Genomic DNA, 13439 nt, shown 5'->3' with positions numbered 1-13439 from the left:
TGCGAGGCGCGTCGCCTCAGTCGCGCGGGGACAGGGCGTCGAGGAGCCACCGGTTCCGGGCGCGCAGGAGCCGCGTCATGTACCGGGTCAGGACGACGCGGTCCACCAGGCGGCCCAGCGGCCCGGCCGGCGACGTGAACTCGACGACGTCCGTCATCCGGGTGCCGCCGGGGACGGTCTCGAACCGGTGCTCGTGCCACCACCGGCGGAACGGGCCCGCCGCCTGCTCGTCGACGAAGCGGTGCGGCGCGTCGTGGGCGCTGATCCGCGACGTCATCCGGAACGGGACGCCGAAGTGCCGGGCCCGCCACGTGACGGTGTCGCCGGGGCCCATGACCCCGGTCGTGACGCCGCCGACCGCGCGCTCCCCCGACCGGCTCATCGACGCGGTGTGGGCGTCCACCGACAGGCTCGCCGCGAAGCACGCCTCCGCGGACGACGGGATCTCGGTGGTCAGCACGATCGTCGGCACCGGGAGATGGTAGGCCCGCTTCCTGGGCTCCCGGTCCGTCACGCCCGCGGGAGCGGGAGCCCCCGCGGCACGGCGTCCCGGCCGCCGCCGTAGGCGCGCATGGCGAGCGTCGACCGCTCGAAGAAGTCGCCGACCCGTGCGGCCGCCGCGGCCGGGACGCCCACGTCGTCGAGCGCCTGCCGGAACAGGCGGACGCACGCCGCGTCGAGGTCCGGGTGCTCCCCGTTGCCCGCGTGCATGCGCTGCACCTTCGACTCGTCCCCGTAGCCGCCCGTGTACAGCCGCGGCCCGCCCAGCGCCTCCGCCAGGTAGGCGGCGAGCCGCTCGTCGTGCTGCGGGTGCAGCGTGCCGTGCGAGAACGGGTGCGCCGCCACCGGGTCGGCCAGGGTCAGCGCGTTCCACCGCCGGCACACCGCCAGCAGCATGTCGAAGCCACCCACGTCGTCGTACAGGCTCATGCCGTCCAGTATCGCCACCCCGTGCCGGCGGCGCCCCGAGCACGCCTCAGGCGGGCTTGACCCACCGGGCCCAGTCGTCCTGGGGCCGGTACCCGAGGGCGGTCCAGGCGCGCGCCCCGAGGTCGTTCCCGGACAGCACCATCGCGTCGAACCGGCGGGCGCCGAGCGCGCGGAGCCGCTCCTCGGCCGCCTCCACCAGGCGGCGGCCGACGCCCTGCCCGCGCGTCCCGGGGTCGACGGCCAGGCGGTAGAGGTGCGCGCGCCAGCCGTCCCAGCCGGCGATCACGGTGCCGACCACCGCGCCGTCCCGATCGGCGACGAGGAGGCTGTCCGGGTCCCGGCTCAGGAGGTTCGCCACCAGCGTGGCGTCGTCGGCCGGCCGGGAGGAGTTCTCCCCGGCCACCGCCCAGAACTCGAGGATCGCGGGGACGTCGGCGCTCTCGCCGCGGCGGATGATCACCCGCGCATCATGCCCCTCCGGCCCTCAGGCGAGCGCGGCGAGGAAGCCCTGCACGCGCTGCAGGACGAGGCCCGCCGCCTGCGGGTCGTGGCTCCGCAGCGAGGAGTCGGCGAACAGGTGCGCCGTCCCGGGGTAGAGGAAGAGGTCCGCCTCGGCCACCGAGGCGGCCAGCTCGCGGGCCGCCTCCAGGTCCTCGGCGAACCACTCGTCGTCGCTGCCGCCGTGGACCTGCGCCGGGAGACCGTCGGGCCACGTGCCGAACTCGGCGACGGGCAGGCAGGCGTCGAGGAAGAGGGCCCCCACCGCGCCCGGGCGGGTCTGCGCGAGCCGCTGCGCGGGCATCACGCCCATGGAGAACCCCGCGTAGACCAGCGCGGCGGGGAGCCCGTCGACGGCCGCGGTGCCCCGGTCGAGGACGGTGTCGAACCCGATCTCCTGCGCGTGGGCGACGCCGGTCTCGACGTCGTCGAACGTGCGGCCCTCGAACAGGTCGGGGACGTGCACGGTGTGCCCCTCCGCCGCCAGGGCGTCGGCGAACGCCCGCACCCCCGCGGTGAGCCCCTGGGAGTGGTGGAACAGGACGATCTCGGCCATGACGCCTCCAATGATCCATGAACTTCGAACGTTCTAGAACGTTAGTATCGTGAGCCATGGACGGCAAGACCCCCGACTACGACCTCGAGGACCGGCGGGCGCTGACCCGCCCCGACCAGGTCCGCGCGCTCGCCCACCCGCTGCGCACCACGATCCTCGGCCTGCTCCACGAGCGTGCCGCGAGCGTCACCGAGCTCGCCACCGCGGTGGGCCGGCCGAAGAGCACCGTCGCCCACCACGTCAAGGTCCTCGCCGACGCGGGCCTCCTGACCGTGGTCCGCACGCGCCGGGTCCGCGCGATCGAGGAGGCCTTCTACGGCCGGACGGCGCGGCTGTTCCACGTCTCCCTCGAGGGGGCGGACGAGAGGGACGACGGCGGTGGCCGCCCGCTGGACTTCAACGACTTCGAGGTCGCGGCCCGCGAGTCCCGGCCCGCGTACCTCGAGGGGCAGCTGTGGGGCTTCCTGCGGCACGCCCGGATCGACGAGGCGCAGAAGCAGGAGTTCTGGCACCGCATGGCGGCGCTGGTCGAGGAGTTCGACACCCTCCCGCGCCGCGGCGACCAGGTGCACGGGTTCGCCGTCGGCGTCTACCCGGTCGCCGACTACCCGCAGCTTCCGCCGTCGTCCGACCACCGCTGAGCGCGCGGGCTACCGCGCCAGCGAGAGGTGGAGCAGCGGGTACGGCCTGCCCTCGTCGTCCACCGGGCTCCGGCCCGTGACCGTGAACCCGGCCCGCGCGTAGAAGCCGACCGCCTGGGTGTTCTGCTCGTTCACGTCGACGGTCGTCACGCCTCCCTCGTCGACCGCGTGGGCCAGGAGCGCGCTCCCCACGCCGCTCCCCCGGTCGGCCGCGTCGACGAACAGCATCTCCAGCGACGACCCGGAGACGCCCGCGAAGCCGACCACGCGGCCGGCCCGCTCGGCGACGAACAGCCGCACGTGCGGGAAGTACGCGGAAGGGAGCAGCTCCTCGATCCGCGCGCGGTCGTCGTCAGCCAGGAAGTCGTGCGTCGCGTCGACGGCGGACCGCCAGATCGCGACCAGGCGGGGGTACTCCTCCGGCCCGCGGCAGGGACGGACGGTCACGTCGTTCATGGGGTCTTCCTCGTCAGCCGGCTCCGCAGCCGTCTCGTCAGCCGTGGCCTCAAGCACGGGCGCGCTCGCGGAGGACGTGAGAGAGCGCCAGGAGCCAGCGCCACAGGTCGGGGTCCGTCATGGGGACCATCTTGTCGAGGCGCAGGTAGACGAAGGCGTCGTCGCCGGCGACCTCCAGGTTCACGTCCCGCCGGGCGAGCAGCTCGAGCAGCTCGTCGTCGACGAAGCGCCGGGCCCGTGCGGTGCTCCGGGGCAGGGTCCACATCGTGAAGTGGGCGCCTCCCGGCGCATCCAGCCCGGTCGATGCCCCGTAGGAGTGCATGGGGCGGTAGAGCCGGCGGCGCGACCCGGTCGACCGCACGTCGACGAACAGCTCCGGCGCGGACCCGAGGCCCCGGATGCGGGCGTAGTCGTAGGACCACGGCGTCGTCGACCTCACGCTCCGCGTCACGTAGTGGTAGGTGCCCGCCTCGATCCCGTCGTCCGGCCACCGCAGGACGCACTCGAGGCGCCCGTCGCTCCCCGTGCCGAGGAGGAGCCCCGCGCGCTCGGGCTCCTGCTCCACGAGCTCGAAGGTCAGCCCGTTCGCCTCGGCGAACCGCGCGACGCGGTACCGGCGCGGCGGCATCTGGGCGGCGTTCCGCGCAGCGAAGACGATCGCCCACACGCAGAACGCGAAGGTGCCGAGCAGGATCAGGCCGGCCACCAGCGCCCACCCCCACGCGGTCGGGCGTGACACGTAGCCCATCCAGAAGGCGCCCGCGAACAGCATCCCGACCGGGAGCGCGACGGCGATCACGCACCCTGCGCCCGACGCGCCGGACGGCGCACGGAGGCCGGCGCGGCGGTACAGCTCCGCCTCGAACGCCGGGACGAGCCGGCCGTCGACGGGCTCGGTCAGGGGGCGGAAGTCGATCGCGCGCCCGGCGGCGCGTTCGGGGTCGGTCACGGGGCCTCATCGGGTCGTCGGGGCGTGGCTCCACCTCGTCGCCGTGGAGAGGGGAGGATGGTATGCCGAGAGCAGCATCTCCCCCGCCGGACCGTCCGGCACCCTCCGCGAAGGAGCGAACGGACGTGACCACTCCGACGACGTCGCGCGCCCGACGACGCACCACGACGCTGGCCCTGGTCGCGGGCGGGGCGTTCCTGCTCTCCGGCTGCAACGCCCTGGCCGACGAGATCTCCGGCAAGAGGGGCGACGCGCCGCCCGAGGACGCCGTCGCCGCCGCCGTGGACGCCGCGCTCACCGAGGCCGTCGAGGTCACCGCGACATCCCGCAAGAACGGCTTCGCCCAGCAGATGACCGTGACCGTGGAGCAACCCGGCCAGGCCGTGGACGCGGAAGCCCTGCGCACGGTGGTCGGCGCCGTGTGCTCGTCGATCCGCCTGACCGATGACGTCGAGCTCGAGTTCTCCGTCGCCGAGACCGGCGAGGCCGTCCCGTTCGAGAACGCGTGGGACGACGCCTACCCGGAGCTCACCCCGTTCTGGACGGACACCCCGTCGGCCGTCGTCGCGGTGGACGACCTCTGCGAGGGCTGACGCGGTCAGTCGGGCCACGTCCAGGACACGTCGGCGGCGGCACGGTCCCGCAGCATCCGACGACGTCGGGACTGCGCGCGGTTCGTGCTGCCCACCAGGGGCTCCTCGCCCGCGTCGCCGGGCCGCGCCAGGGCCTGCGCCAGGGCCTGCGCCAGCGGCAGGATCGCGAAGGCCCCCCGGTCGACGACCGGGACCCAGAGCCCCGACCACGCCGGTGCACACTTGCCGCGGTGCTCCCGGATCGCGTGCTCGATCGCCGCGCCGGTGGCCAGCGCCTCGTCGAGCTGCTCGCCGAGCCGTGCCTCGTCGTTCACGCGCCGCCGCCGGCCCAGTCGCGCCGCAGCAGTCCGTACACCCACGAGTCGGACACGACGCCGTCCACGACGCAGTCCTCGCGCAGAGTGCCCTCGTGGACGAAGCCGAGCTTCTCGAGCACCCTGGCGGACGCCGCGTTGCGCGTGTCGGCCTCGGCCTGGACCCGGTTGAGGTCGAGGGCGTCGTAGGCCCACCCGAGCAGCGCGCGGCCCGCCTCCGTCGCGTAGCCGTGCCCCCACGAGGCCTGGGTGAAGCAGTAGCCCAGGGAGGCGCTCCGGAACCCCGGGTCCCAGTCGTTGAAGGTGCACCAGCCGAGGAACGCCCGGTCAGCGCTGCGCTCGACGGCGACCCGCGCGCCGCTGCCCTCCTCCGCCATCCGCCGGCACCGGTCGAGGAAGCTGTCGACCCGCGACCGGTCGCGCCACGGCGGCGAGTCCCAGTAGCGCAGCACGAACGCGTCGCTCTGCAGCGCGAACAGGTCGTCGCCGTCCGCGGGCGTGAACGGACGCAGCGTCAGTCGCTCGGTCTCCAGGACCGGGGTCGGCAGGGTCATGCCCGGCATCGTCGCACCTCGGCGCAACGGAATTCGGGGGCCGGACGCGCGCCGCCCGGCTGGTACCTGGAACCGCGTCGTCGCTGCGGAGTAGCGTCCTGCCCAGGTGTCCGACGACGACGACGGGACGAGCGACGATGAGCCACTACATCATCTACTTCAACCAGCAGTGGGTGGGCGACCACAGCCCGGAGTGGTTCGCCGGGCGCGGGCCGCTCGCCAACGCCGTCGTGGACGACATGAAGGACGCCGGCATCCTCGTGTTCGCCGCCGGCGTGGACGAGGACGACGACCGCGCCTTCACCGCCGACGCGACCGGCGGCACGCCGGTGGTCACCCCCGGGTCGTTCGCCCCGACGGAGCAGCGCATCGGCGGCCTGACGATCATCGACGTCGCCGGCGACGACGACGCGAAGGCGTGGGCGGGCAGGGTCGCCGAGGCCTGCGGCTGGCCGCAGGAGGTCCGCCGGGTCGAGTGACCGGGCCGCGCCGCTCGGCAGGGTCGCGCGTGCGTCAGCGGGCCGTGTCCCATCCCACGTCGGCCAGGACCCTCTCCAACGCCTCCTGCGCGCTGACCGTGGCGTCGAGGACGACCTCGTCGAGCGCTGCGACGCGGTCGTCGTCGCGGTACCAGGAGGCGACGTCGGCCTCCGAGACCTCGGCCGTCAGGGCCTTGGTGCGGTGCCGCCGCAGCGTCTCCTCCAGCTCGAGCCCGTAGTAGTAGCAGCGGGTCACCCCCCGGTGCTCGCTCCGGAGCCGAGCGAGCATCTCTCCGTAGCTCTCGGAGTGCAGGATGCCCTCGATCACCACGTCCAGCCCGTGATCGAGCGCGAAGCGCGCCGACAGGTCGATGTAGGGCACGCTCAACGCCCCCGGACGGTCGCGGACGTGCAGGATCTCCCGCCGCAGCACGTCGTGGCAGATGATCGCCACGCCCCGGGGGCGAGCGGCACGGATCGCCCGCGCCAGCTGGGACTTCCCGCTTCCCGAGTTCCCACGGACGACGATCAGGCGGGAGCGCTCGGACCCTGTCACGTGCTTCGCCCGCCCCGTCGCGCGGCACCGCCCACCAGCGGCGAGCGGCGGGCGGTCCGCGGCTCGTTCAGCAGGCCCGGCGCCCTGGGCAGCGGAAGCTCGGTCCGCCGGACCAGCTCGATCCGTGGCGTCGCAGGCATCGACAGGCACCCCTCCGTGTGTCGTGGAAGACGCCCCGATCGGCGCACGGCCGAGGCGCCGACCCGGGACGACGTCGTGGAGCGGACTCCACCACATGCCCGCGCCGAGGGCCAGTGCCATGGCGATCGTTGCCTTGTTGACCCACGGGTCATTAATATTGACCGCATGGTCAACAGTCCGGCTCCGTACGTCTCGCCGTGGATCGCACGTCTGGTCGCCGTGTACGTCGCGGCCGTCGTCGCCACCCTCCTCGCGCTCGTGGCCCTCGCGTTCCTCGCACCCGCGCTGGCGACCGACGAGGCGTGGGGGCACGCCGCGGTCGTCGCCGTCTTCGCGGTGCTCCTCCCGCTGCGCACGCGGGCAGCGACCCGGGGGGACGCCCGCGCCTACGGTGCGGTCGGGATCATCGCCGCGGTGCTGGTGGCCGTGAACGTCGTCGAGGCGCTCGTCCCGGGTTTCGTCCCGCCGTGGACGAGCGTCGAGATGCTCGTCGTCGCCGGGCTCATGGCCGTGATCGTCGCGCTCGTCTGGCGCGGTCGAGCAGGCCGGCGCGCAGCATGACCGGGCGAAAGCGGCTCAGCGCGGACGAGCGTCGCGACCAGCTGATGGCCGCGACCGTCCGCGTCCTGGCCGACCGAGGGTTTCGAGCGGCGACCGCCGGCGAGATCGCCCGCGTCGCGGGCGTCTCCAAGGGCCTCCTGTGGCACTACTTCACCGACCTCGACGACCTGTTCGCGACGACGACGCGCTACGCCCTGACGTCGCTCACCAGCGCGGCCGCGACGATGCTCGACCTCGACGCGCCCGCGCCGACGGTGATCCGGTCGGCGATCCACGCGACCACCGAGCTCAGGCTCACCCACGAGGCCGAGCGACGAGCGATCCAGGAGATCGTGCTCAACCTCCGCACCGCCACCGGCGAACCCGCGATCGGCCCGGGCTACCTCGAGGACATGCTCGCAGCCCAGGAGGCGATCTTCCGTCGGGGCCAGTCCGAGGGCGACTTCCGGGGTGACCTCGACCCGCGCGTCCTCGCCGTGACCTACCAGGGGATGGTCGACGGCATGCTCGACTACCTGGACGCGCACCCCGACGCCGATGCGGACCGCCACGCCGAGAACGTCGCCGAGGTCTTCCTCGGAGGCGCAGGGGCGGCACGCACCGACGACTGACGGGCCGTCCGCGGGACCGCGGCGGCCCGCCTGAGGCAGAGCTGGGCGTCGGACGGAACGCGCCTAGACGTTGAAGCGGAACTCCACGACGTCGCCGTCCTGCATGACGTAGTCCTTGCCCTCGACGCGCGCCTTGCCGGCGGAGCGGGCGGCCTGCACGGAGCCGGCCTCGACGAGGTCCTCGAACGAGATGACCTCGGCCTTGATGAAGCCGCGCTCGAAGTCGGTGTGGATGACGCCGGCGGCCTGCGGGGCGGTCCAGCCCTTGCGGATCGTCCAGGCGCGCGACTCCTTGGGCCCGGCCGTGAGGTACGTCTGCAGGCCGAGCGTGTGGAAGCCGACGCGGGCGAGCTGGTCGAGGCCCGCCTCCTCCTGGCCGGAGTCGGCGAGCATCTCCTTGGCGTCCTCCGGCTCGAGCTCGACGAGCTCGGACTCGAACTTCGCGTCGAGGAAGACGGCGTCCGCGGGGGCGACGAGGTCGCGCAGGCGCTGCTGCATCCCCTTGTCGGCGAGGCCGGCCTCGTCGGTGTTGAACACGTAGATGAACGGCTTGGCCGTGAGCAGCTGCAGCGACGCGACGTCGGCGAGGTCCAGGCCCTCGGCCTTCGCGCCCTGGAAGAGCGTGGTGCCCGACTCGAGGATCTTCTGCGCGGTGGTGGCGGCCGCGAACAGCGCGGCGTCGCCCCGCTTGATCTTGACCTCCTTCTCCATCCGCGGCAGCGCCTTCTCCAGCGTCTGGAGGTCGGCGAGGATCAGCTCGGTGGAGATGGTCTCGATGTCGCCCTCGGCGTCGACGGACCCCTCGACGCGGACGACGTCGCCGTCGTCGAACACGCGGGTGACCTGGCAGATCGCGTCCGCCTCGCGGATGTTCGCGAGGAACTTGTTGCCCAGCCCCTCGCCCTCGGAGGCGCCCTTGACGATGCCCGCGATGTCGACGAACGACACCGTGGCGGGCAGGGTGCGCTCGCTGCCGAAGATCTCGGCGAGGGTGTCGAGCCGGGGGTCGGGCAGCGGGACCACGCCGACGTTGGGCTCGATCGTCGCGAACGGGTAGTTCGCGGCGAGCACCTGGTTGCGGGTCAGTGCGTTGAAGAGCGTGGACTTGCCGACGTTGGGCAGGCCGACGATGCCGATGGTGAGTGCCACGTCGGGAGAGTCTACGTGGCGCCCCTAGGGGGCCTCCCCCCGGGCGCGCTCCTCGAGCGTCGCCAGGTCCCGCTCCACGAACTGCAGGTGCGCCCAGTGCTCGCGCGCGACGACGCCCAGGCTCTCGTGCACCGCGCGGGTGAGGCCGTCGGGGTACCAGGGCGGGAGCCGCGGGGCGTCGACCGTGACGTCGGTGCCGGCGAGCGCGTCGTAGAGGGCGTGCACCTGGGCGATGCGGTCGGCGTGCGCGGCGAGGGTCTCCGCCAGCGACGGCGTGGCCTCGAGGTCGACGCCGAGGGCGGCCACCTCGGGCTCGTACTCGGTGAACGGCAGCCCCGCGTACCAGAAGGGGTCGTCGATCCCCTGGAGCCCGAACCGCACCCAGCCGTCCATGGCGAACACCAGGTGCCGCAGCGTCTGCACCGTCGACCACTCGCCGTCGACCGACGTGTCGACCGCCCGGGGCCCGAGGGCGGCGGCACGCGCCAGGTGCTCGTCCCACCGGCGGAGCGCGGCGTCCAGCGACGCGCGCTGCTCGGCGAGGTCCGCCGAGCGCGCCTGCTCGCGGCCCGGGTTCCGGCGGTTCAGCTCGGCCTCGACGAGCGGCGCGACGTCGACACCGTTGACGCGCAGCCCCGTGATCTCGCCGTCGATGTCCGCGTCCGTGAGGTCGACGCCGCGCATCACCGCCCCGGGCAGGAAGCTCTGGTCGAGCCGCACGCCGTCGAGCCGGACCAGCCGGAACGCCGCGCCCGTCATGTCGGCCTCGACGAACCGCGCGCCCCGCAGCTCGTCGTCCGGCCCGAACCGTGCCTCCGCAGGTGCCATGCGCCGACCGTAGGCGCGGGCACCGACACGCGGCCGGGCGGGGCGGGTCAGACGACGACGTCCTGGTGCCAGGACTCCGTCACGTACCGGGTGCGCCAGCCCCAGCTCTCGTAGAGCGACGCGGCGCCGGTCGGGCTGTCGGCGTCGACCTCGAGCCCCACCCGGTCGCGACCGCGCGCCGCCGCGTCGCGGATGACCGCGAACAGCAGCGCCGTCGCGACCCCACGGCCGCGGGCGCGGCGGTCCGCGCCGAGGTACTCGACGTAGCTGCCCTCCTTGCCGGACGCGCCCGAGGGCAGGACCGCCCCGACGAGCGCGCCCATCGGCTCCGGCTCCGCGTCGGGGCGCTCCGGGTCGGCCACGAGGGCGAGCCACCAGTGGTCCCAGCGGTGGCCCGGGTCGGCGCGCAGCCGCACCAGGAACTCGCCGAAGCTCTCGCGGTAGGAGTTGAAGTGGTCCTCGAACGCGCTCTCGAGCACGCGGTGCACGGTCTGCAGGTCCTCGGCCACGGGCAGGCCGTCCTCGTGGGTCGCCACCTGGCGCACCATGACTCCCGGGCGAGGGTCGGGCAGCACGCCGCGCAGGGCCTCCTCGGGCACGACGGGGCGGGACATCTGCAGCCAGGACCGCGCCTGCGCGTACCCCGCCGCGGCCAGCCACTCCCGCTGCCGCTCGTCCCCGGCGAACGCGCCCGCGTCGAGCTGCGTGCGGTCCAGCCCGCGCAGGGCCGCGAGCTCGCGGCCCTGCTGCGCCGCCCACCCGTACCCCGCCGCGGCGAGCTCGTCGGCCCCCTCGGCGGCGCGGTCGACGTCCACGCTCACGACCACGCGGCCCGCGGCCCGGTCGTGGGCCGTCGCCCAGGCCCGGATCTCACCGCCCGGGTCGCGCACCACGACCTGGCGGCGCGTCCACGACATCGGGCCCGCCACCTCGGCGGCGAGGGCGTCCTGGTTCACGACCGACGAGCCCGTGAAGGGCGCCGCGACCACCCCGCGGAGCTCGCCCAGGCGTGGCAGGTCGCCGAGCTCGGGGGCCGACGCGGTCCAGCGCGCGGGCAGGGGCAGGTGCTCGGGGTTCAGGGACGTCACGTCCCCCATTGTCGCAAAGCCCGCTTGGGCAGCCCATGACCCCCCGCCCAGGAACCTCCCGGGCGGGGTGGCCGGTTCGTCAGCCGAAGGCCATGACCTGCTGCAGCAGCTCGGGCAGCCGGCGGTCGTAGGTGCGGGCCCCCCAGCGCACGCCGAGCAGCAGCGCGACGACGCCCGTGACCAGCCCGACGCCCAGCGCGCCCCACCCGAGCGCGGCCTGCGGCATCAGCACGGCGGGCAGCGTCAGCGCGAGCGTCGGGACGCTCACCGCGAGCACGACGAGCATCGCCACCATCTGGGCGACCATCGTCGCCATCGTCGCCCCCTGCGGCGACTTGAACGGGCTCTCCCCGGGCTTCGGCACGGGGTAGACCATGCGCGCCGACACGGCGCTCGAGATCCCCAGCGACGCCCCCAGGACGCCGCAGGTGAGCCCGAGCATCGCGGGCAGGGCGTCCCACCGCCCGGCCACGCCGCAGCCGATGACGGCGAACGCCAGGCACAGCGGCAGGCCCGCGACGAGCACGGGCAGCACCCGGCCCCACCGGTCGGCGCGGCCCTTCGTGCCCGTCGCGACGTGCAGGGCGAACGCCGTGTTGTCGTAGCCGACGTCGTTCGAGATGCCGAAGCCGAGCAGCCACGCCGCCAGGGGCGCCATGACGAGCAGGAGGCCGCCCCCGCCCCCGTTGGTGACGCCGACGGCGAGGAGCACCAGCGGCAGCAGCGGCACCATCGCGACGGACGCCGCGTACCGGGGGTCGCGCAGCCAGTAGGTCGCGGCCCGCGCGGCGACGGCCCCGGTGGGCGTCGCGGGGAGCCGCCCGAACCAGCCGAGGCCCTTCGCGGCCGCGGCCGCTCCCCCGCCCCGCGGCGTCACGAGCTCGCGCGCGAGCGCCCGGTCCCACACGACCCACGCGAGCGCGAGCGTGCCGGCGGAGATGAGCAGGCGCGCCAGGAACAGGCCCCACGCGCCGTCGTGCACCGCGGACGGCAGGGCCCACGGCGCGCCGAGCGGCGTCCAGCCCACCACCTGCGCCAGGGGCGTCAGGACGGCGTCGACCGCGCCCGTCCCGGAGCCGTCGACGGTGACCTCGACGCCGTTCGCGACCCACCCGAAGGCCGGGCCGATCAGCAGGATCGGCACGACCGCCACGACCATCAGCACCTCGCGGTAGCGGCGCGAGTCCAGCAGCGGCGCCAGCGCCGTCGTCGTCGCGCGCGAGCCCACCACGCACAGCGCCGTCGCGAGCACGCCTCCGACGAGCCCGGCCGCCAGGGCCGCGGGGTCGCGCCACCAGGCGAACGAGACGCCGAGCGCACCGAGCGTCGTCACCGCGGCCGGGATCGACACGAGGCCGGCCAGGGCGAGCCCGACCAGCATCGTGCGCCGCGGGATCGCGAACGTGACGAAGCGGCGCGGGTCGAGGGTGGCGTCCACGCCGAACGCGAAGACCGGCACGAGCCACCACGCCAGGACCACGAGCGCGCCCGCCACCGTGATCACCCGGCCGGTGAGCCCGGGGTCGGCCGTGCCGCCCGCGACGGCGGCGACCACCACGAGCACCAGGACCAGGAGGCCGTAGAGGGACCCGACGACGAGCCCGATCGTCTGCCACACGCTCCGGCGGAACGTGTTGGCCAGCAGGGTCAGCTTGAGGCGGACGAGCTGCGCAACCACGCCAGTCCCTCCGACTCCCGGCGGCCGCCCACGAGGTCCACGAAGCGGTCCTCGAGGCTCTGCTCGCCCCGCACGTCGTCGACGGTCCCCGCCGCGAGCACGTGCCCTCCCGCGATGATCGCCACGTGCGAGCACATCCGCTGCACCAGGTCCATGACGTGGCTCGAGACCACGACCGTCCCGCCGTCGTGCACGTAGGCGTGCAGGATGTCGCGGATGTTCGCCGCGCTCACCGGGTCCACGGCCTCGAACGGCTCGTCGAGGACGAGCACGCGCGGGGCGTGGATCATCGCGGAGGCGAGGCCGATCTTCTTGGTCATGCCCGCGGAGTAGTCGACGACGAACGTGTCGCGGTCGCCCGTCAGGTCCATCGCCTGCAGCAGGTCCTCGGTGCGCTGGGCGACCGTGTCCCGGTCGAGCCCGCGCAGCAGGCCGGCGTAGGTGAGCAGCTGCGCGCCGGTGAGCCGGTCGAACAGGCGGACGCCGTCGGGCAGCACGCCGAGCTGCGCCTTGGCCTCGTCCGGGCGCGCCCACAGGTCGGTGCCGTGCACGTGCACCGTGCCGAAGTCGGGGCGCAGCAGCCCGGTGGCCATGGACAGGGACGTCGTCTTGCCCGCGCCGTTGGGGCCGACGAGTCCGAAGAAGGAGCCGCTCGGCACGTCGAGGTCGACGCCCGCGACGGCGACCTTCTGGCCGAACCGCTTCCACAGCCCGCGCAGGCTGAGGGCGGCGCCGAGGTCGGGCGGGACAGGGGCGGGGGCGGCGGGCGGCGGCCCGGTCTGGTCGCTCACGGGTCAACCGTAGTGCTCCGGGCACGCTCGCGGCGCGGGCCGGCGGCGCGGGTCCGACTCGGCGGG

The 13439-nt window shown here is 74.4% G+C and carries 19 protein-coding genes; 5 read left to right on the top strand and 14 right to left on the bottom strand.

From position 1 onward, the window contains the following. Positions 1-16 precede the first annotated feature (16 nt). The 4 genes from ACFU5J_RS07845 to ACFU5J_RS07830 are packed head-to-tail and all read right to left on the bottom strand — an operon-like array spanning position 17 to position 1984. Positions 17-472, bottom strand: a complete 456-nt coding sequence (locus tag ACFU5J_RS07845) for an SRPBCC family protein (protein ID WP_430578350.1) — start codon at positions 470-472, stop codon at positions 17-19. Between the two features lie 38 nt (positions 473-510). Next, positions 511-930, bottom strand: coding sequence for an oxidoreductase (locus ACFU5J_RS07840; protein WP_430574869.1), 420 nt, complete (start codon positions 928-930; stop codon positions 511-513). Between the two features lie 46 nt (positions 931-976). Further along, positions 977-1390: a GNAT family N-acetyltransferase gene (locus tag ACFU5J_RS07835; RefSeq protein ID WP_430574868.1), complete on the bottom strand. Its 414-nt coding sequence runs from the start codon at positions 1388-1390 to the stop codon at positions 977-979. A 24-nt stretch (positions 1391-1414) separates the two neighbouring features. Next, positions 1415-1984 (bottom strand): dienelactone hydrolase family protein, encoded by a 570-nt coding sequence (locus ACFU5J_RS07830; RefSeq protein ID WP_430578349.1) that lies wholly within the window; start codon positions 1982-1984, stop codon positions 1415-1417. A 56-nt stretch (positions 1985-2040) separates the two neighbouring features. Between ACFU5J_RS07830 and ACFU5J_RS07825 the strand changes: the two genes are divergently transcribed. Further along, on the top strand, positions 2041-2625 hold the full coding sequence (locus ACFU5J_RS07825; RefSeq protein WP_430578348.1) for an ArsR/SmtB family transcription factor: 585 nt from the start codon (positions 2041-2043) through the stop codon (positions 2623-2625). A 9-nt stretch (positions 2626-2634) separates the two neighbouring features. On the opposite strand, the gene ACFU5J_RS07820 is transcribed toward ACFU5J_RS07825, so the two are convergent. Both ACFU5J_RS07820 and ACFU5J_RS07815 read right to left on the bottom strand, forming a co-directional pair. After that, positions 2635-3081, bottom strand: coding sequence for an acetyltransferase (locus ACFU5J_RS07820; RefSeq protein WP_430578347.1), 447 nt, complete (start codon positions 3079-3081; stop codon positions 2635-2637). A 49-nt stretch (positions 3082-3130) separates the two neighbouring features. Further along, entirely contained in the window at positions 3131-4030 is a 900-nt protein-coding gene (locus tag ACFU5J_RS07815; protein WP_430578346.1) for a hypothetical protein, read from the bottom strand. 125 nt (positions 4031-4155) lie between these two features. On the opposite strand from ACFU5J_RS07815, the gene ACFU5J_RS07810 reads away from it, so the two are divergent. Continuing rightward, on the top strand, positions 4156-4623 hold the full coding sequence (locus ACFU5J_RS07810; RefSeq protein ID WP_430578345.1) for a hypothetical protein: 468 nt from the start codon (positions 4156-4158) through the stop codon (positions 4621-4623). 5 nt (positions 4624-4628) lie between these two features. Here the strand turns inward: ACFU5J_RS07810 and ACFU5J_RS07805 are convergent, their stop codons facing one another. Together ACFU5J_RS07805 and ACFU5J_RS07800 are read right to left on the bottom strand one after the other, a co-directional pair. Beyond that, complete coding sequence (locus ACFU5J_RS07805; RefSeq protein ID WP_430578344.1) at positions 4629-4937, bottom strand: hypothetical protein; 309 nt, start codon at positions 4935-4937, stop codon at positions 4629-4631. Then, positions 4934-5491 carry a GNAT family N-acetyltransferase gene (locus ACFU5J_RS07800; protein ID WP_430578343.1) on the bottom strand — a complete coding sequence of 186 codons (558 nt, stop codon included), beginning with the start codon at positions 5489-5491 and terminating at the stop codon, positions 4934-4936. Before ACFU5J_RS07800 ends, ACFU5J_RS07805 begins: the two co-directional genes overlap by 4 nt. 137 nt (positions 5492-5628) lie before the next feature. Here ACFU5J_RS07800 and ACFU5J_RS07795 point away from each other — a divergent pair, with 137 nt between their 5' ends. After that, positions 5629-5970 (top strand): YciI family protein, encoded by a 342-nt coding sequence (locus ACFU5J_RS07795; protein WP_430578342.1) that lies wholly within the window; start codon positions 5629-5631, stop codon positions 5968-5970. Positions 5971-6004: 34 nt separating this feature from the next. On the opposite strand, the gene ACFU5J_RS07790 is transcribed toward ACFU5J_RS07795, so the two are convergent. Further along, positions 6005-6424: a kinase gene (locus ACFU5J_RS07790; protein WP_430578341.1), complete on the bottom strand. Its 420-nt coding sequence runs from the start codon at positions 6422-6424 to the stop codon at positions 6005-6007. Between the two features lie 408 nt (positions 6425-6832). Between ACFU5J_RS07790 and ACFU5J_RS07785 the strand changes: the two genes are divergently transcribed. Both ACFU5J_RS07785 and ACFU5J_RS07780 read left to right on the top strand, forming a co-directional pair. Beyond that, entirely contained in the window at positions 6833-7228 is a 396-nt protein-coding gene (locus ACFU5J_RS07785; protein WP_430578340.1) for a hypothetical protein, read from the top strand. Beyond that, positions 7225-7839 carry a TetR/AcrR family transcriptional regulator gene (locus ACFU5J_RS07780; RefSeq protein WP_430574861.1) on the top strand — a complete coding sequence of 205 codons (615 nt, stop codon included), beginning with the start codon at positions 7225-7227 and terminating at the stop codon, positions 7837-7839. The genes ACFU5J_RS07785 and ACFU5J_RS07780 overlap by 4 nt, the downstream gene beginning before the upstream one ends. A 63-nt stretch (positions 7840-7902) precedes the next feature. Here ACFU5J_RS07780 and ychF read toward each other — a convergent pair whose 3' ends face one another. The 5 genes from ychF to ACFU5J_RS07755 form a co-directional block, all read right to left on the bottom strand. Beyond that, the gene (gene ychF, locus ACFU5J_RS07775) at positions 7903-8988 is read right to left on the bottom strand and encodes a redox-regulated ATPase YchF (RefSeq protein ID WP_430574860.1); all 1086 of its coding nucleotides are present in this window, start codon (positions 8986-8988) and stop codon (positions 7903-7905) included. Between the two features lie 24 nt (positions 8989-9012). After that, on the bottom strand, positions 9013-9816 hold the full coding sequence (locus ACFU5J_RS07770; protein ID WP_430574859.1) for a DinB family protein: 804 nt from the start codon (positions 9814-9816) through the stop codon (positions 9013-9015). A gap of 47 nt (positions 9817-9863) precedes the next feature. Then, positions 9864-10913, bottom strand: a complete 1050-nt coding sequence (locus ACFU5J_RS07765; protein WP_430578339.1) for a GNAT family N-acetyltransferase — start codon at positions 10911-10913, stop codon at positions 9864-9866. A gap of 70 nt (positions 10914-10983) precedes the next feature. Continuing rightward, the gene (locus tag ACFU5J_RS07760; RefSeq protein WP_430574857.1) at positions 10984-12582 is read right to left on the bottom strand and encodes a hypothetical protein; all 1599 of its coding nucleotides are present in this window, start codon (positions 12580-12582) and stop codon (positions 10984-10986) included. Further along, positions 12552-13373, bottom strand: coding sequence for an ABC transporter ATP-binding protein (locus ACFU5J_RS07755; protein ID WP_430574856.1), 822 nt, complete (start codon positions 13371-13373; stop codon positions 12552-12554). The genes ACFU5J_RS07760 and ACFU5J_RS07755 overlap by 31 nt, the downstream gene beginning before the upstream one ends. Between the last annotated feature and the right edge of the window lie 66 nt (positions 13374-13439).

Source organism: Isoptericola sp. NPDC057559, from assembly GCF_042801555.1.
In the GTDB taxonomy this organism is placed as follows: domain Bacteria; phylum Actinomycetota; class Actinomycetes; order Actinomycetales; family Cellulomonadaceae; genus Isoptericola.
This window is presented reverse-complemented; position numbering and strand designations above follow the sequence as displayed.